This window comes from Bifidobacterium sp. ESL0798 (assembly GCF_029395415.1).
Classification (GTDB): Bacteria; Actinomycetota; Actinomycetes; order Actinomycetales; family Bifidobacteriaceae; genus Bifidobacterium.
This window is the reverse complement of the sequence record NZ_CP113914.1, coordinates 1,052,480-1,070,703: the sequence shown is the minus strand read 5'-3', so window position 1 is coordinate 1,070,703 and position 18,224 is coordinate 1,052,480. Positions and strand designations below refer to the sequence as shown.

Annotated in this window: 15 protein-coding genes; 7 read left to right on the top strand and 8 right to left on the bottom strand. The window is 55.4% G+C overall.

Annotated elements, in window-relative coordinates; genetic code table 11:
- Position 1 precedes the first annotated feature (1 nt).
- Together uvrC and uvrA are read right to left on the bottom strand one after the other, a co-directional pair.
- Entirely contained in the window at positions 2-2,473 is a 2,472-nt protein-coding gene (uvrC, locus tag OZX74_RS04490) for an excinuclease ABC subunit UvrC (protein WP_277157324.1), read from the bottom strand.
- Between the two features lie 44 nt (positions 2,474-2,517).
- A complete protein-coding gene (uvrA, locus tag OZX74_RS04485; RefSeq protein ID WP_277157416.1) occupies positions 2,518-5,454 on the bottom strand; it encodes an excinuclease ABC subunit UvrA in 2,937 nt (978 codons plus the stop codon).
- A 375-nt stretch (positions 5,455-5,829) separates the two neighbouring features.
- Here uvrA and OZX74_RS04480 point away from each other — a divergent pair, with 375 nt between their 5' ends.
- From OZX74_RS04480 to OZX74_RS04465, 4 genes are all read left to right on the top strand, one after another.
- Positions 5,830-7,431, top strand: coding sequence for an ABC-F family ATP-binding cassette domain-containing protein (locus OZX74_RS04480; RefSeq protein ID WP_277157323.1), 1,602 nt, complete (start codon positions 5,830-5,832; stop codon positions 7,429-7,431).
- A 207-nt stretch (positions 7,432-7,638) separates the two neighbouring features.
- Positions 7,639-9,624 (top strand): bifunctional ADP-dependent NAD(P)H-hydrate dehydratase/NAD(P)H-hydrate epimerase, encoded by a 1,986-nt coding sequence (locus tag OZX74_RS04475; protein ID WP_277157322.1) that lies wholly within the window; start codon positions 7,639-7,641, stop codon positions 9,622-9,624.
- Between the two features lie 103 nt (positions 9,625-9,727).
- A complete protein-coding gene (locus OZX74_RS04470; protein ID WP_277157321.1) occupies positions 9,728-10,393 on the top strand; it encodes an HAD family phosphatase in 666 nt (221 codons plus the stop codon).
- A gap of 112 nt (positions 10,394-10,505) precedes the next feature.
- Positions 10,506-11,429: a LysR family transcriptional regulator gene (locus OZX74_RS04465; RefSeq protein WP_277157320.1), complete on the top strand. Its 924-nt coding sequence runs from the start codon at positions 10,506-10,508 to the stop codon at positions 11,427-11,429.
- Between the two features lie 248 nt (positions 11,430-11,677).
- On the opposite strand, the gene OZX74_RS04460 is transcribed toward OZX74_RS04465, so the two are convergent.
- Both OZX74_RS04460 and OZX74_RS04455 read right to left on the bottom strand, forming a co-directional pair.
- Positions 11,678-12,334, bottom strand: a complete 657-nt coding sequence (locus tag OZX74_RS04460) for a DUF1648 domain-containing protein (protein WP_277157319.1) — start codon at positions 12,332-12,334, stop codon at positions 11,678-11,680.
- Positions 12,315-12,692 (bottom strand): metalloregulator ArsR/SmtB family transcription factor, encoded by a 378-nt coding sequence (locus OZX74_RS04455; RefSeq protein ID WP_277157318.1) that lies wholly within the window; start codon positions 12,690-12,692, stop codon positions 12,315-12,317. The genes OZX74_RS04460 and OZX74_RS04455 overlap by 20 nt, the downstream gene beginning before the upstream one ends.
- Positions 12,693-12,914: 222 nt before the next feature.
- Between OZX74_RS04455 and OZX74_RS04450 the strand changes: the two genes are divergently transcribed.
- From OZX74_RS04450 to OZX74_RS04440, 3 genes are read left to right on the top strand one after another with little or no spacing between them, the layout of a single operon-like run.
- A complete protein-coding gene (locus tag OZX74_RS04450) occupies positions 12,915-13,481 on the top strand; it encodes a hypothetical protein (protein WP_277157317.1) in 567 nt (188 codons plus the stop codon).
- A gap of 46 nt (positions 13,482-13,527) precedes the next feature.
- Complete coding sequence (locus OZX74_RS04445; RefSeq protein WP_277157316.1) at positions 13,528-14,085, top strand: hypothetical protein; 558 nt, start codon at positions 13,528-13,530, stop codon at positions 14,083-14,085.
- Positions 14,082-14,276 carry a helix-turn-helix transcriptional regulator gene (locus OZX74_RS04440; RefSeq protein WP_277157315.1) on the top strand — a complete coding sequence of 65 codons (195 nt, stop codon included), beginning with the start codon at positions 14,082-14,084 and terminating at the stop codon, positions 14,274-14,276. Before OZX74_RS04445 ends, OZX74_RS04440 begins: the two co-directional genes overlap by 4 nt.
- A 93-nt stretch (positions 14,277-14,369) precedes the next feature.
- Here the strand turns inward: OZX74_RS04440 and OZX74_RS04435 are convergent, their stop codons facing one another.
- The 4 genes from OZX74_RS04435 to OZX74_RS04420 all read right to left on the bottom strand — a co-directional run bounded on the left by OZX74_RS04435 (position 14,370) and on the right by OZX74_RS04420 (position 18,140).
- A complete protein-coding gene (locus OZX74_RS04435; protein ID WP_277157314.1) occupies positions 14,370-15,461 on the bottom strand; it encodes a hypothetical protein in 1,092 nt (363 codons plus the stop codon).
- Entirely contained in the window at positions 15,425-15,751 is a 327-nt protein-coding gene (locus tag OZX74_RS04430) for a hypothetical protein (RefSeq protein ID WP_277157313.1), read from the bottom strand. Before OZX74_RS04430 ends, OZX74_RS04435 begins: the two co-directional genes overlap by 37 nt.
- 47 nt (positions 15,752-15,798) lie before the next feature.
- A complete protein-coding gene (locus tag OZX74_RS04425; protein ID WP_277157312.1) occupies positions 15,799-16,239 on the bottom strand; it encodes a hypothetical protein in 441 nt (146 codons plus the stop codon).
- 83 nt (positions 16,240-16,322) lie between these two features.
- Positions 16,323-18,140 (bottom strand): AMP-dependent synthetase/ligase, encoded by a 1,818-nt coding sequence (locus OZX74_RS04420; protein ID WP_277157311.1) that lies wholly within the window; start codon positions 18,138-18,140, stop codon positions 16,323-16,325.
- Positions 18,141-18,224: the final 84 nt, after the last annotated feature.

The window sequence follows — 18,224 nt, the reverse complement described above, 5'->3', positions numbered from 1 at the left end:
CTCAAACCGTCCGGGATGTGGCCGTCGATGAAGATTTTGAATCATCGGAACCACTATGGAGGGCATTGTAAACGGCTTCGGCCTTGGCCGTTCCAATTCCTTTGACGTTTTGCAAATCTTCGAGACTGGCTTTTCGGATACCCTTTACCGAGCCGAAGGCACGCAGCAGTTTCTTCTGGTAGCTTTCGCCGATGCCCGGGATGTTGTCGAGCGCGGAGCGAAGGGCACCTTTACGCCGGGACTTGCGGTGATAGGTGATAGCGAAACGATGGGATTCATCACGAACCCGCTGCAGAAGATACATGCCTTCGGACTGCCGTTTGAGGATAAGCGGATAGTCTTCCCCGGGCATCCAGACCTCTTCGAGCCTCTTGGCGAGACCGCAGACCGCCACATCGTCGACACCGCAGTCCTTGAGGGCCTTGGCCGCGATTTCCACCTGGGGCTTGCCGCCGTCGACCACGATGAGGTTCGGCTTGTAGGCGAAATGACGCGGATGGGTGTCTTGTTGGACGACGGCATCCGCACTGGTCAGGCCGTCAGTTTTATCATCTGTTTCATTTTTTTCCTGAACACGTTCACTGCCATCTGCATGCTCAATCTGATTTGTCAGAGTTTGAGAAGACGACTCGGCCTCTTCGATCCGCTTCTCGTTGTCGATGCTCTCGCCCGTGTCTCCGGCGATGTTGCCATGGCGGAACCTGCGGGTGAGCGTCTCGTACATCGCGCTCAGATCGTCAAGCGCACCTTTGCCGTCTTTGCCGCGAATGGCGAAACGACGGTATTCGGACTTCTTGGCTATCGCATCCTCGAACACCACCATGGAGGCGACCTGATAGATGCCGCCGATGGTGTTGGAGATATCGTAGCCTTCGATACGCAACGGGGATTCGCTGAGACCCAACGCCTTGGCCACGTCGTTCATCGCCTGCGTGCGGGCACCGATGTCGCTGATGCGGCTCATCTTGCTGCGCTGCAACGCCTGCTTGGCATTGCTGTCGGCCCGATCCATCAGAGCCTTCTTCTCGCCGCGGCTCGGTACACGGATTCTCACCGCAGCCCCTCGCAGGCCGCTGAGCCATTCTTCAAGTTCGTCTCGTCGGGCAGGCTCAATCGGAACCAATACTTCTCTGGGAACCGGCGAGATCGGGGCCAGCAGATCGCTTCTGCCGGTCTGCATCCTACGCTCCCTGCGGATGCGTGTCGCTTGCGCGCGCGAAAGGCTGTCGGTGGCGGTGATGCTTTGTGTCGCGCCCAATGCGTCACGCCGTTCGACGATGTCGATGGCGCTATCGGTAGAGGCAGAGGCCGGAACGGAGACGGAGCCATCGTCATCAAGACCCTCCGAATCCTTGGCGACTTCGCTGTCCTGTTCCAGCAGTTCCTCGCCGTTGCTGGGAAGATTCAACGGTACGTTGGCCTGGCTCTCCGTCTCCTCCATCATGTCGGAATAGACCTGTGTGATGAGGTCGGCGATGAGGTCGGCATCATCGATGTCCTCGACGCGTTTGACGCTCCAATTGCGTTCGCCACGGATGGAACCTGAACGGACGAAGAACGCATGGATGGAGGCTTCCAGCTCATCCGATTCCATGCCGAAGACATCGGCGTCCACATCCGAATCGAAAACGACCGCGTTCTGCTCGGACATGGTTTTCAGCATGGAGATCTGGTCGCGCAGCCGTGCCGCCTTCTCGAATTCCATGTCGTCGCTGGCCTGTTTCATCTCGCGGGTCAGTCCCGCGATAAAGGATGTGCCGTAACGCCCGGTGAGCACGCCGACCAGCCGCTCGCACATGCGTCGGTGATCTTTTTCGCTGATTCTTTCGACACATGGGGCCGAACATTTTCCGATGGATGCCAGCAGGCAGGGTCGGTTGGTCAGATGTGCGCGGTTGAAGACGGTCTTCGTGCAGGTCCGCACCGGAAACGCCTTGAGCAGCTTGTCAAGGCTATGGCGCAAATCCCATGCCTTGACATATGGCCCGAAATACCGTGTGTCACGGCGTTTGCGGTTGCGTGTCACCCACACCCGCGGATACTGTTCGCCCAACGAGACCGCCAGATAGGGATAGGTCTTGTCGTCTCGGAACACGACGTTGAATCGCGGATCGAATTCCTTGATCCAGGTGTATTCGAGCGTGAGTGCCTCAAGCTCGGTGGCGACCACGGTCCATTCGAGGCTGCGAGCGGTGAGCACCATGTTCTGCGTGCGTGGATGCAGCTCACTCAACGGCTGGAAATAGAAGGTGAGGCGGTTGCGCAGGTTCTTGGCCTTGCCGACGTAAATGACCCTGCCGTCGCCGTCACGCCATTTGTAGACGCCCGGATCGGTGGGAATCTCGCTGGTTTCGGGGCGGAACAGGTCACGGGTGTCCCCCAACAGCCGCTTCGGCTTACCGGCATCCGCCTGAGCGGTCTTACGCCAGCCTGTGGTCGTTGCACCACCTTGTTCGTCCGCTGTTACCGCCATTGCCTGCCTTCCTGCATATCGCTTGGTTCCGCCTCAGTGGCCATTCAGCCGAGCATGGGGCCGAGGTATTTGCCCGTCCAGCTCTTTTCGCATTTGGCCACATGCTCCGGCGTGCCTTGGGTGACGATGGTGCCGCCGCCGTCGCCGCCTTCCGGGCCAAGGTCGATGATCCAGTCGGCGCACTTGACCACGTCAAGGTTGTGTTCGATGACGATGACCGTGTTGCCTTTGTCGACCAGGCCTTGAAGGACCTGCAGCAGTTTGCGCACATCCTCGAAATGCAGACCGGTGGTCGGCTCGTCGAGGATGTAGACTGTGCGCCCGGTGGAACGACGCTGCAGCTCGGTAGCGAGTTTGACACGTTGGGATTCGCCGCCGGAAAGCGTGGTCGCGGGCTGGCCGAGACGGATGTAGCCCAGTCCGACATCGACCAAGGTGTCGAGATAGCGGGAGATGCCGGTATAGGCCTTGAAGAAGTCGGCGGCCTCGGAGATGGGCATGTTGAGCACGTCGGCCACGGATTTGCCGTTGTACTTCACCTCGAGCGTTTCGCGGTTGTAGCGTTTGCCGTGGCATTCCTCGCATTGTACGTAGACATCGGGCAGGAAATTCATCTCGATTTTGATGGTGCCGTCGCCGTGACAGGCTTCGCAACGTCCGCCTTTGACATTGAACGAGAAGCGGCCAGGGCCATAACCGCGGACCTGGGCTTCGGGAGTCTTGGCAAACAGCTGACGGATTTTGTCCCACACGCCGGTATAGGTGGCAGGGTTGCTGCGTGGGGTACGGCCGATCGGGTTCTGGTCGACGTGGATGACCTTGTCGCACTGCTCGATGCCTTCGATGCGTGTGTGCTTGCCCGGCACGATGCGTGCCCCGTTGAGCTTGTCGGCCAGAGACGGGTAGAGAATCGAATTGATCAACGTCGACTTTCCGGATCCGGAGACGCCGGTGATGCAGGTCATCACGCCGAGAGGGATGGAGACGTTGATGTTCTTAAGATTGTTCTCACGAGCTCCGATGACCTTGAGCTGACGACTCCTGTCGGTCTTCCGACGTTTCTTCGGCACCTCGATCGTACGGCGGCCGGCGATGTAGTCGCCGGTAATGGAGCGCGGGGCGTCGATGACATGCGCCGCAGGCCCTGAATAGACGACTTCCCCGCCCTTTTCACCGGCTCCCGGGCCGATGTCGACCAGCCAGTCGGCCTTCTCGATGGTCTCCTGATCGTGCTCGACCACGATCAGCGTATTGCCGAGATCGCGCAGGTGATGCAGCGTCTTGATCAGGCGTTCGTTGTCGCGCTGATGCAGACCGATGGACGGCTCGTCGAGCACGTACATGACGCCGACCAGTCCGCTGCCGATCTGGGTAGCCAGACGAATACGCTGCGCCTCGCCGCCGGAAAGCGTCTTGGCGGCACGGGAAAGGGTCAGGTAGTTCAACCCGACGTCGTTCATGAAGCCGAGACGCGCTCGAATCTCTTTGAGGACCTCTCCGGCAATCACCGCGGCCGAGCCTTCGAGCCGAAGCGACCGAACCCATTTGAGGCTGCGTTCAACCGGCATATCGCAGACGTCGGCGATGGATTTGCCGTCTACGGTGACCGCCAGCACTTCAGGACGCAAACGCTTGCCTTGGCAGGTCTGGCAAGGAACCTCACGCATATAGGATTCGTAATAGAGCTTCATCTGGTCGGAATCGGTCTCGTCATGACGGCGCATCAGGGTACGCACCACGCCTTCGAAACCGGTGCTGTATTCGCGAAGCCTGCCCCAACGGTTGCGATAGGAGACCTTGACCTTGAAATCATGGCCGTACATGATGGCATGCTGAATCTTCTTGGGCAGGTCTTTCCAAGGGGTGTCGAGGCTGAATCCCATTTCCTCGGCAAGGCCTTCAAGGACGTGACGATAGTATTCGCCGGTGCCCTTGGTCATGCCCCACGGTTCGATGGCGTTCTCGTTAAGCGATTTGCTCGGATCGGGAATGACCAGTTCGGGATCGATTTCCAATTTGTAGCCGATGCCGTCGCATTCCGGGCAGGCGCCATACGGGGCGTTGAAGGAGAACGTTCGCGGTTCGATCTCGTCGAGTTCGAGTTGATGGCCATTTGGGCAGGAACGCTTCTCGCTGAATGGTTCACGACGGTTCGGATCCTTTTCGTCCAGATCGACGTAATCGATGACCACGATGCCTTTGGCCAGCCTCAGCGCGGTTTCGATGGAATCGGTAAGGCGTTGGCGGATGCCGTCTTTGATGACCAGACGGTCGACCACGACCTCGATGGTGTGTTTCTTCTGCTTGGTCAGTTTGATGTCGTCGGAAAGCTGGCACATCTTGCCATCGATCAATGCGCGCGAGTAACCGTCGCCACGCAGCAGCTCGAGCAGGTCCTCGAACTCGCCTTTGCGACCGCGAACCACAGGAGCCAGAATCTGGAAGCGGGTCCGCTCCGGCTTCTTCATCAAGATATCGACCATCTGCTGCGGCGTCTGGGCGCTCACGACTTCGCCGCAGACCGGGCAATGCGGGATGCCGGTACGCGAGAACAGCAGACGCAGGTAATCGTAGATCTCCGTGATGGTGCCGACGGTGGAACGCGGGTTGCGGTTCGTCGTCTTCTGATCGATGGAAACGGCCGGGCTCAGTCCTTCGATGAAATCGACGTCGGGTTTGTCCATCTGCCCCAGGAACTGGCGGGCATAAGCGCTCAGGGATTCGACGTAGCGGCGCTGTCCTTCGGCGAACAGCGTGTCGAACGCCAACGAGGACTTGCCGGATCCGGAAAGGCCGGTGAATACGACCATGCGGCTGCGCGGGATGGCGAGGTCGACGTTCTTCAGGTTATGTTCGCGAGCGCCTTGAATCGTGATCTTCAGGTCGCTGGGGATGTGCGAGATGTCCGCGACCAGCGAATTGCCGGTCTTTTTGAGCGGTGCCTTCGCTATCTCCTGGGACAGGAACGAATCGCTGTCCATCAACTTCTGCGCTACTACGCTTGCCGACGAATCGTCGGTCTTTCCTGATGTATGCGCCGTCGATGATGTTGCCAATGCTTACCTCCGCTTGATGCCGAATGCTCCACTGTAGGATAACCCATCATAGCGGACGGTTCGAACAATTGTTCGACAGCCTGTGGTGCAGGCCCGATTCCCGCATATGATTCAAGATCTGCCAATGCCGTAACACCTTGTCTGCGTAACTTGGAATCAGCGCAACCAGAATGCCCGCCCTGTTATCTCGATTACCCTGCGTCTCCTATCGCTTCGTGAAAAGCATACGTGTCGCTATGATGGCATGTTGGTATATTTCACCGTAATTTCAGTAAAAGAAAACAGGACAGGTAATAAGGTATGGCAATCGAGGCGCAAGGGCTGGAAATTCAGATCGGAGCACGTACGCTGCTCAACCCCACTGATTTTCACGTGAGCAAGGGCGACAAGATAGGTCTGGTCGGCCGCAACGGCGCCGGCAAGACCACGCTGACCCGCACCATTACCGGAGACCTGCTTCCCACGGCCGGCAAGGTCCGCGTTTCCGGCAAGCTCGGCTACCTCCCTCAGGACACCCACGCCGACGACCCCGAGCAGAGCGCGCTGGACCGCATGATGAGCGCCCGTGACATCGCCAGCATCATCAAGCGTATGCGCAAGGCTGAAAAGGAAATGACCAACGAGAATCCGAAGGTCATGGAAAAGGCGATGGACAAGTACGACAAGGCGATGCAGGCGTTCGACAAGGCCGGCGGGTATGCGGCGCAGTCCGAGGCGATTTCCATGGCGGCCAGCCTGGGGCTTCCCAACGAAACCATGCAACAGCCGATCGGCACGCTGTCCGGCGGGCAGAAACGTCGTATCGAACTGGCGCGTATTCTGTTCTCCGACGCCGACACGCTGATTCTCGACGAGCCGACCAACCATTTGGACGCCGATTCGATCGAATGGCTGCGCGGCTATCTCAAGCGTTTCGAAGGCGGGTTCCTGGTCATCTCCCACTCCACGGAACTGCTGGACGAGGTGGTCAACAAGGTCTGGCATCTGGACGCGCAGACCGCACAGATCGACATGTATTCGCTGGGGTGGAAGGCGTACTTGAAGCAGCGCGTGGTGGACGAGGAGCGCCGCCGCCGCGAGCGCGAGGTGGCCGAGAAGAAGGCCGCCCGTCTGATGAAGCAGGGAATCCGCCTGCACGCCAAGGCCACGAAGGCCGTCGCGGCACAGAACATGATGCGGCGGGCGCAACGTCTTTTGAGCGAGACCAGTGAGGCGGAGGCCAAGGAAAAGGTGGCAGACATCCGCTTTCCCGAACCGGCGCCGTGCGGCAAGACGCCGATTATGGCCAAAGAAATCTCCAAGGCGTTCGGCTCAAACATCGTCTTTGCGGGCATCAACCTGGCCATCGACAAGGGCTCGCGTGTGGTCATCCTGGGCTACAACGGCGCCGGCAAGACCACGACGCTGCGCATCCTGGCCGGCGAGGACAAGCCCGATACCGGCGAGGTTGACTATGGGCACGGCTGCAAGATCGGCTACTTCGCCCAGGAGCACGACACGCTGGAAATGGACGCGACCGTGCTCGAGAACCTGCAGCATGTCGCCCCCGACCTCGACGACACCCACGCCCGTTCGATTTTGGGCAGCTTCCTCTTCTCCGGAGACGACGCATTCAAACCGGCTCGCGTGCTTTCCGGCGGCGAACAGACGCGCTTGGCTTTGGCGACTTTGGTGACTTCACGCGCGAACGTGTTGCTCTTGGACGAGCCGACCAACAACCTCGACCCCGTTTCGCGTGACGAGATTTTGAAGGCCATCGCCAAGTATGAGGGTGCCATCGTTCTGGTCACCCACGACGAGGGCGCTGTCAAGGCGCTCAACCCCGAACGGGTGCTGCTGATGCCGGACGGCGACGAGGACCTGTGGAGCGACGATTATCTGGATCTGGTCGCCGAGGAGTAGCCTCACGACGTTTTCCGTTTCCGCCATAAACGAGCCGCCGACGAACACCAAACGGCCTGTTGATGGCGGATTTTTTATATCGCGCCATCAATGGGCCGCTGACGGGCGCCGAGCGGCTTATTGATGGCGAGTTCCGCCCACGGCAACCCCATGTGGCCGCGCTGGGGTAACATCGAGCTAGATATCGGCGGACATAGGAGGTCGGCAATGGACGAGGTAACGATGACGGAACTGATGCGCAAGTCGATGCTGCAACGGCGTGCTTTCAGCGTCGAGACCGTGCGAGGCATGGAACGTCCGCTGCTGGATCAGGGCGTACCTCTGATGCGTATGGCCGCCTCAGCTGCGGCACGGGTTACCGCGGAACTACTTGACGAGCATGACATCGACATCGCCGAGGCAAAAGTCGTGCTGCTGGCCGGAGCCGGAGACAACGGTGGTGATGGACTGTTCGCCGCCGCTCAATTGGCTCGAGCCGGTGCCCGGGTCACGGCAATCGCCGTAGGCAAATCCCTGCATTTGCAAGGTCTGCTGGCGTTCACACGCAGCGGCGGTAGACTGCTAATCATCAATCCAGAAGCGGACATTCCAGGCGTTTCCAACGGTTTCGGCGCAGGCGAGGCCGGTGAACGGTTGCAAGCGGCGATTGAATTGACGCAGCAAGCCGATGTCGTGCTTGACGCCATGACCGGTATCGGCGTGCACGGCGCCCTTCGCGGGCCTGCCGCAACGATGGCGAATATCCTCCACCCCACCAACGAGGATGGGACAGAGCCGGAAAAGCCGCCGTTTGTAACCAACACCGAGCAGGAACAGAAGCCGCTTGTGGTAGCCATCGATACACCCTCCGGAATCGGCGTCGATGACGGAACCCTGCCCGGCAGCTATATTCCCGCCGACATCACCGTCATGTTCGGGGCCATGAAGCCTTGCGCGATGCTGCCTCCTGCTGCTTTCGCCTGCGGGCGCATCGTTCTGGTCGATTTCGGCTTCGACATCACGCGCGCCTATCCCGTGGTCTCTTCAATCGACGGCACGGCCGGCAACATGATACGGCTGCCAAAACCAACCGATTCCAAATATTCGCGCGGCGTGGTCGGTCTGATTACCGGATCGGCGAAATACCCTGGTGCAGCCGTCCTGAGTTCCGGCGCGGCCGTCCGTTCCAATATCGGCATGGTGCGTTATCTGGGGCCGGTCAACGCGTCCGATATGGTGCTGCGCAATGCGCCGGAAATCGTTATCGGCAAAGGACGCGTCGAGGCTTGGGCCGTCGGTTCCGGAGTTCCTACGGGTGAGGCGTTGGCGGATAGCACGGACCCGAATACCGGCAGGCACAGCTTGCACGCACCCGATGGCCAGCGCGAAGCCATTGCGGCCCTGCTCAAGCATTATGCATTGCCAGCTGAGAATACTTCCAAGACCATGGATGAAACCGAGATTCCGGTTCATGATCCGGATGAAGAAAAATTGTCATATGTCTCTCAACGAACAGGAACCGTTTGGGGTAATGCCGACCCGGATATCGATTACGAGCGTGAGCCTTGGACCATGCCGCCGATCTGCGTCGACGCGGGTGCGCTCGATCTGCTGCCGGAACGTGTGCCGGCGCATGTTATCATCACTCCGCATGCCGGCGAGCTTGCTGCGTTGCTTCGTCAACGCGGGGAAAACATTGATAAGGCCGACATCACCGCCGAACCATGGCGCTGGGCCAAACGTGCGCACGAGCTGACCGGTGCGACCGTGCTGCTCAAGGGGGCTGTGACCATCGTTGTCGGAGACTCCAACGTGGCGGGATTACCAGTCGGCACTGAAACAGCGCCAGAAAATGCCGATGGAACCAATAAGATGACCACGACCTTTATTTCCGGAAGCGGACCGGCATGGCTATCGACAGCCGGCGCCGGTGATGTGCTTGCGGGCGTCATGGCCGGCCTCCTTGCCCAGCAAGGCGAGGAACAGTTGCAGCACGATCCAAGCCTCAACATCATGGCAGCCGCCAGCGCAAGCTATATTCACGGTTACGCCGCAAGCCTGGCCTCCGAGTCCGACCAGCATGGCTGGGAGCCGCCGGAAATCTTCGACGCGGACAGCACCATTACACCAAGCGGAAAGCCGGGACATCCGATTGTGGCGACTGACGTCATCGCGGCATTGCCTCAGGCATTCGAGGAATTGATGCAGGATTAGCTTTCGGTAACACCGATCATTTGGTTTTCGGCCAATTGATCGGTTTCCGACAGCAAACTGTGCCATCGCACGAAACGAAAACAAGAGCAGGCAGGAGAGAACCATGTCTAACAACGGGAACAATGACGCTTTCAATAGCAACGGCACTGAAATCCATGATGTCATGTTCGACTTCTGCGGGGTTCTGCTGGAGCTCAATTATCGTCCCTGCCTTCAAGGCCGTTTTCCGCAGCAAGTTGTCGATAGGCTTTGTGCGGATGAAAGCGATGTCTACGGGTTCTTCGCCGCCGAGGCGCGTATGGATGCCGGCGAAGACTTCGCGGTGGTCATCAAGGACGTCGAAAAGGAATACGGCGACAAGGCGGCCACGATGTTCCGCTACTATATCGAGCATTATGACGACGCCCTACCGAAGATGATTGACGGTATGGAGCAGCTGCTGACGGATCTGCGCAAAGCCGGTTATGGCGTATGGGGTCTGACGAACTGGTCGGCAGAGACATTCCATTTCGCGTTCGAAAAATTCCCACAGCTCGAACGGCTGCTGCAGGGCACGATGGTTTCGGGCGTCGAAAAGATGCACAAGCCGAACGCCGACATCTTCGATCTTGCCTTGAGCCGCTTCGGACTTGATGCGGGCCGAACGGTGTTCTTCGACGATACGCAGGCCAATGTGGATGGCGCGAAAGCGGTCGGTATCAAAGGGATTCGATTCAGGAATGCAACCGATGCCCGAAACGACCTGCGACGTCTGGGCGTAAATATTTGAACGTAGCTACGATGATTGCAACTATTGTGCGTTGAAATCTTCAGACGGATTCAATATCAACTATCGTTATAAGTTAATCTCGTCGATACACGCGTTGTTATAAACTTCTGCTATGACACTGCTGCAGCTGAAATATATCGTCAAGATCGTGGAATGCGGCTCGATGAACGAGGCCTCCCACGAGCTGTATGTCTCCCAGCCCGCGCTGAGCTCGTCGGTCAAGGAACTCGAGCACGAGATGGGCATCGAGATCTTCACACGCTCCTCGCAGGGTATCGCGCTGACCGTCGACGGTGCGGAATTCCTCACCTACGCGCGTCAGGTGCTCGATCAGGCCGAGCTGATGGAGGAACGCTACAAGCATGCCAAGCCCCGCAAGCAGCTCTGCAGCGTTTCGACCCAGCACTATATGTTCGCCGTCGAGGCGTTTGTCGAGATGATCAATTCCATCGAATCCGACGAATACGAATTCACACTGCGCGAGACCCGCACACGCGACATCATCGACCAGGTTGCCAACATGCTTTCCGAAATCGGCATCCTCTACCTCTCCGACTTCAACAAGGACGTCATCGGCAAGCTCCTGCGCGGCAAGCACCTCGAGTTTCACCCGCTCTTCCGTGCCGGGCTGCACGTCTTCATCTCACGCGACAACCCGCTCGCGTCCAAGACAATCGTAACGATGGACGATCTCAAGCCGTACCCGTTCATCCAGTACGAGCAAGGCGAGGAAGGCAGTTTCTACTTCGCCGAGGAGGCGGTCTGGCCCAAGGACTCCCCCAAGCTCATCACCGTGAGCGACCGCGCCACGATCCTCAACTTCATCATCGGTCTCAACGGCTACACCATCTGCACCGGCATCGACAACGGCGACCTTAACAACGAGAAAATCGTCACCGTTCCGCTCGACACCGACGAGACCATGCTGGTCGGCTGGATCACCAACGAGCGCGCCAACCTCTCCAAGGCCGCCGAAAGCTACCTGGGCAAGCTCAAGTCCGTCATCGCCAGCCACGGCTACACGCTGATTGAGTAAACAGCTTCCGAGCAGTTCCATTAGGGATATTTCATAGACGTTTCTAAGATATGACCGGTTGGAAAGACCGGTTTACCTAGTTATGCTTCATTATCATTTCTTGTTGATTGTTCCGCCAACGTCTCCGTATTTCTTGCCGGCGTAGGAACTGTAGACGGCAAATACAGCTACTATGATGACCAAACCGACAGCAAGGATCGCAAATAATTCAACGAAGCGGGATGAGTGTGCGACGATACCGATAAGTATCAAAGCAACACCGCCGATAATAAATTCCAGGCCGCCGAAATGCTGGCAACGACGCCAGGACTCGCGGCTTTTGAAAGCTCCACGCATACGCATACCGGACCATCCGTTCGGCTTCGTATTCGGCAAGACATTTCAATAACAATGAAGACGAAACCAGTAGCAACGTTCACAATCGGATTCAACGGTATGCTGGACGCCGTTCCTCCCCTACTGAAGCCGTCTGCAATCTCCCAGATAGTCATAATGGTAGACACTGCGAACATGCAGCATCCACCGATGGCCCACACTCGTATCGTCGTTTGCGGGTTCATATCAGAATTCGACTTTTTATGCGCTGAACGTTCAAGAGGGATCTCGCCGAACAACCAACCTGCACATATCAACAACATAAACAGAGGTAGAATGAGCTCTTCATATTTGCTGCCCCAACGGTCTAGCTCACCACTGGCGCTATAATGCGCAGGAACGATATCCGGCAAATACGGCAAGGCGAGCAGAACAATTATCAGCGGCAATAAGCCGAGAAGTACCATCGCGATATTTTGCTTTTTCGCACCGGCTATCACTGCTTTCCAGCTGGTACGTTGCTCGATATCCATGGATTTATCCTCACTCAATTTTTGAGCTTTGATTTTCTTATTTCCGTGCTTTCTCATCTCTCACCGCCTCAGTCGCCACTTCTTGTGAACCATGGATAACGTTTCCCTTTTCCATTGGCTTCGCTTTGTATCGGGAAGCCTTGAAAACGGCATTGCTGCGCTGCAGCTCTTTCAACCAGACGATGGTGTCGTCGAGCACGGTCAGGTTCGGCTCATACCAGATGGTCGTGCCCTCACGGCTATCCGTCACCAAACCTGCCTCGCGCAGCTTTTTGAGGTGGTACGAAAGCCTCGACGCCGACAATCCCGTCGCTTCCGCAAGCTCGCCGGCGTTCATGACCCTCTGCCGCAGCAACTGCAAAATCTCGCGCCGCGCCGGGTCCGCGAGCGCCGACAACGTGGTCTGCACACCCATATCCTCTTCCTTTCATGAATCCCACAACTTATATATTTCAAATGATTTTGAAATATATAAGTAGCATATCGCGTTCCCGTTTTTATTTCAACTTTATTTGAAATAATCTTGTTCAAAATCAAATTGACAACCGGGAATCATCCATGTACAGTTTCTTTTACATAGTAAAGTTTGCTTTACTATAGAAATCGACCAAAAATCAACGGACGTAAGGGAGGCATTATGAGAGTCAAAGATCAAGCTTTAGCTAGTGAGATGAATAAGGAACGGAAGAAAAATACCGGCAACGATGTGAAGAAAGCAGAACAAAACACCCCGCAGACCAGCAAATTCGGAAACCGCACCGTTCTCGGAGGCGGCAAAGTGATACTTTGGGGAATCTCCATCGCCATCGGGTGCGTCCTTGGACTGATTGTGGGCATAGCCATGTTCCTGTTCAATACGAACCTTGGGAAAGACAGGTTGGCAGCTGGAGTCATCAGTGGGGTCGGAATCGCGATTCTCGGCTGCATGTTTGCGCTGGATGCCCTAGCTGATAAACGTTCCGTGAAAGGAGCCGGCCCCGAAGTCGCCAGCGAAGAGAACATCGAACATTCATGGTTTGAAAGCGCAAAAAGCTGGGCCTTCGATGCGATGATCATCAGCGATTTTGCGGTCCTTTTCCTCCTCAAGTTCGCAGCCAACCCCATTGATGTGAAGATAGCCTATCTCGCTGTAGCGGTAAGCCTGATCGTCGGGTTCCTCACAGCCGCAGGCCGATATGCCTATTTAGGTTTTAAAAACGCGTAGTAAAAAGATATTTCCAAGAAAGTAATTGATACAGCGAAAGATTTTTATGAGCAGCAAAGAACCCAACCAAAAAGAAGAATTGCGCACCGAATCAACAAACGCAAGCGATACAGCGAGCCCCGCAACGCCAGTCCTGAAAACTAGTGCTTTTGGCACCAAGACCATTTTCGGCGGAGGAAAAGTCGCGCTTTGGAGCGTATCGTTCTTTGTAGGAATCGCTATCGGTCTGTTAACAGGAGTCGTAGCTTTTCTAATGAGGAAGCCAACCCAATTCAACGATTGGACTTTTGTCATATTAATGGCCATATTGGTAGGCGGCTGCAGCGTTTGCTTCTGTTGGATAGCACTCGTAGACAGAACAACCATTACCGGTGCAATCCCTCATCCCGAAGAGAACGTGGAAGACGCATGGCGTACAAAAGCTATGGCCGCAGCCCTTATCGGAATACTGTTTGCCAACGTAATATTGGTCATGCTGGTAGCGTTCTACGATAAACCTATTCCTGCAACCACGGCTGCAGGAGCGCTGCTGATACTTGAAATCGTCGGAATCGTTACAGGAACTTGTTCTTATTTCATATTCCGTAAAAAGGACACGGAATGAAGAACAACCTTCCACAACTTCGCGAACAACTCCATCTTTCACAAGAAGCGTTGGCACAGGCCGTCGGCGTAAGCCGCCAGACCATCATCTCCATCGAAAAGGGCCGTTTCGACCCTTCCCTACCACTTGCGTTTCGCTTGGCAAAACTGTTTAATTGCAACATCGAGGATATTTTTACGCCAGAATCTTGAGCTTCAGACAAACAGGATACAGGGCGAATTTACCTTATCCCATCTTTTACATTGACTTCAAGCGATTGACTCTGCTGATCCTAGGCTCGAGCACTATTCTTTGGAATCCTTATATTTTAACAACAAATCATGCAACTTTGGCCTTGATTCGGCTTTCCCAGTCTTAGGTTTTTGTGTTTCTTTCGCACGTTCACTAGCGAGTTTTTCGGCTAATTTATTTTGGTTCTCTTTTATACTCTCACCAAGCTGCCCGGCATAATCACCGACAAGTTCAGCACCTTCTCCAAGCTTCTGGCCAGCACCCTTGCCAAATTTTACTGCGCCACTGCCTATCTGCTTTGCACCTTCGCCAATTTCGACGGTGGTATCAGCAATGAGTTTTCCGGCAGCGTCTTTCCAATGCGGCGCCATTTCAATCTCCACAAAATCTGTGTCAACACCGATCTTTACGGCGAATTCCGATAAAAGATCATTCGTTTCTTTTAATGATTTCAAAGCTTTTGTCACTTTGCGAGGAGACCAGACTTTTTGTTCACGAATGATTTGTGCTGAATCTTGAATATTCTTACTCAGCAAGGTAATTTCATTGGCAATATCATGCAGACGTTTTCTACGTGCCGCATTGATTCCCTCGCGATATTGCGACACTTCCTGAGGATACTCAACCATCACCCGATCCAACTCAATGACATACAGCTTATCTTGCTCATTGATCGAATTCGCGATAACGGCACTCCAGTCAGTTACTTCTTTCAATAATGTATCGGTGAGCTTCTCGGAGTCTTTTACGTCTTTCTTTTTCGAAAGATCAGTTGCAAGATTTTTCATTTTAATCAACGCATAGCTTTGTGCACTTGCCAAGTCTTTGGGGCAATCGGCAACTTTCGACCATGTGGTATCAGTCACCATTCCGACTTTGTCACGAATAGTCATGGTCTCGTCAATCATGTTCGCTGTCCCGACTAGATCAGCAATAACCTGATCTTTTTGATCCTGAAGCAGGTTATCAATTTTTCGATCGATCTCCGCCAAATAATCGGTAATCTCATCCATCGACTGCTGGAGCGCCATTTGAGTCATGACTCCACCAACATTCGCCAACATTTCCGGATTGACTTTCGAAGATACCTTGGTCAAATCCTTGAACTTCAGATGATAGGCAATTTGTCCGTGTTCCTTGCGCAATACCCCGGTTCCCGTCGAACCGTATTTTTCATTTGCTCGGCCGACTCTTTGGTGAGCTTCACCCAACGTCCGCTTTGTTGAGAAGCGTCTGCAAGAGCCTGAATACCGGTGCCACAAGCTTGCAAGGCATGGTTATTCAATTTCTGTGTAGGCTCTTTATCCAACCCTTCACTTTTCAGCCAAGCATCAACTGCCGAATCGTCACCCAGCACCATAATCTCTTGATCATCTTGAATGACCTGAATGGATTGCTGATTATCCGGAACAGGAACCATATCTTCTGAAGTCATCGATTCTTCTCTCTATGCAACCAGACGGAACAGAGCAAACGACTACGCTATTTGCCGATGACAGCAATGAACACGCTGTTGTATAGCTTGCTGGCACGTTTTTCAAGCGCTTTGATCTTTTTCGTGTCGTTAGTTTTGGCTTCCTTGACCAGTTCAGTGCCAGTGCGTATCTTCTCCAACTCGACTCGCCATGCGGAAATCGGCGCATCATCGGCAAGCATCGAGGATCGGGTTCGAATCAATTCTTCAACGGCATCACATTGGTTCTCGACTTTTGCGAACAGATCATGTTTGTCCTGAAAGTGAATCTTCTTGGTCAGCTCGATGAACTTGTCGGAGAATTGCTGGTCCTTCAACCAGCCCACAACCTGCTTCACCTGTTCAGGAGGAATGATTTGCTCAATAAGCTGAACAATATCAGCAGCGGTCTTCAATTTGCCGACAATTTTTCCTTTTGACTTGGTTACAGGCTTCTTTGTGGCAGTCATCACAACTCCATGATCGATATTGTTTTCAGATACCTCTTATTATCGCATCACCAAAGCGGTAAACGCAACTATCGTCTTATGAGTCACTGCCTGCTTTTCGGCGCGTAGATGACGTTGTCGATAAGGGCCTTGTAGTGCTCGGTGATGACCTGGCGTTTGGCCTTGAGACTCGGGGTGAGCATGCCGTTGGCCTCGGTGAATTCGTCGGGGACGATTTCGAACTTGCGGATGGATTCGGCGCGCGAGACCAGCTCGTTGGCCTTGTTGACGGCTCGTTCGACCTCGGCGCGGACGATCGGGTTCTCGCTGGCCTCTTTCAAGTCCTTGACGGGTTCCGCCCCTTCGGACTTCAGCCAGGTATTCGTCTCCTGCAAATCCAGCGAAATGATCGCGGCGATGAACGGCTTGCGATCGCCGACCATAACGCACTGGCTGACCACCGGCGAAACCATCACGGAGGCCTCCACCTCGGCCGGCGAGACGTTCTTGCCTCCGGCGGTGATGATGATGTCCTTCTTGCGACCGGTCAACGTCACGAATCCATCGGCACCGATGGAGCCAAGGTCACCGGTGTGCAACCAGCCGTCGACGATCTGGGCCTTGGTGATTTCGGGATGGTTGTGATAGCCGGCGCATACCGCGCGGCTCTTGATGCACAGTTCTCCGGTCTCATCCACGCCGACGGTGACGCCCTGCAGAGGAATGCCCACAGTGCCGATTCTGTACCCCTTGGGAGGGTTGACTATAGCCGGAGCGCAGGTCTCGGTCATACCGTATCCCTCAAGCAACGGCAAACCGACGCCATTGAAGAAATGCGCGATGGTCGCGTTGAGCGGAGCTCCGCCTGATACCGCGTACTCGACCTTGCCGCCGAAGATCTGCATGATGGCGGAATAGACCAGCTTGTTGTAGATGGCGTGACGTATGCGCAACACCCACGGAATGGGCTGACCTGACTGCTGCACCTTCGACCATGCAATGGCGGTCTCCGCGGCATGCGAGAAGATATGACCGGCGACACCGGATCCGGCCTTCTGCGAGGCCGCATTGTAGATTTTCTCGAAAATACGCGGGACGGCGAGAATGAAGGTCGGTTTGAACGTGCGGAAATCGGTCAGGATGGTCTTGAGATCACTCGACAATCCAAGTGTCATGCTTCCGGCAAAGCAGACCAGCTCCATGAATCGAGCGAAAACATGCGCCAGCGGCAGGAACAGCAGCATTCTGCGTCCGGGCTTGTTCAAGGCGTCGTGCATGAACTGAACGCCGGAGATGGTGATGAACACGAAATTGGAATGGGTCAGCTCGATGCCTTTCGGCGTTCCGGTGGAACCCGACGTGTAGACGATGGTGGCCAGATCACTGCCCTTGACCGCTTTTTCGCGCTGCCAGAATTCCTCGTCCGTGACGCCCTGGCCGAATTTTTCGATGGCCTCGATGGCACCCAAAGCGATGACATAGACGTCCTTGAGATCAAGGCAGGAATCGCGCACGACATCGATTTTGTCACGTTGTACGTCATCTTCGGCGAATGCCATCTTGACGTTGGAATCGTTGAAGATCATCCGCACCTGAGCCGGTGAATTGGTCTCATAGACCGGGATCGTCAGCGCACCGATCGACATGACGGCCATATCGAGCGCCGTCCATTGCCAGGAGGTGTGAGCGATGATGGCCACGGAATCCCCCGGCTTGATGCCACGGGCGATCAGGCCTTTGGCAAGGGCGATGACCTTGTCGCGGAATTCCACCGGCGTAAAAGACTTCCACTTGCCGTCATCGCCGACATACTCGATCAACGACTCGTCAGGCGTGCGCCTGGCACGGTCGTCAAGCAGCGAGAAGACGTTCCTGTCACTTTCAATCGGACTATCCAACGGCTGTGTGTATTCCTGTCGCATGCGTCTCCCTTGTCTACGTAATACTAGCGAAACCTTACTCCAAGCATAAGAAATCGGTGCCAACAACCGCGACTGTCCAATTAT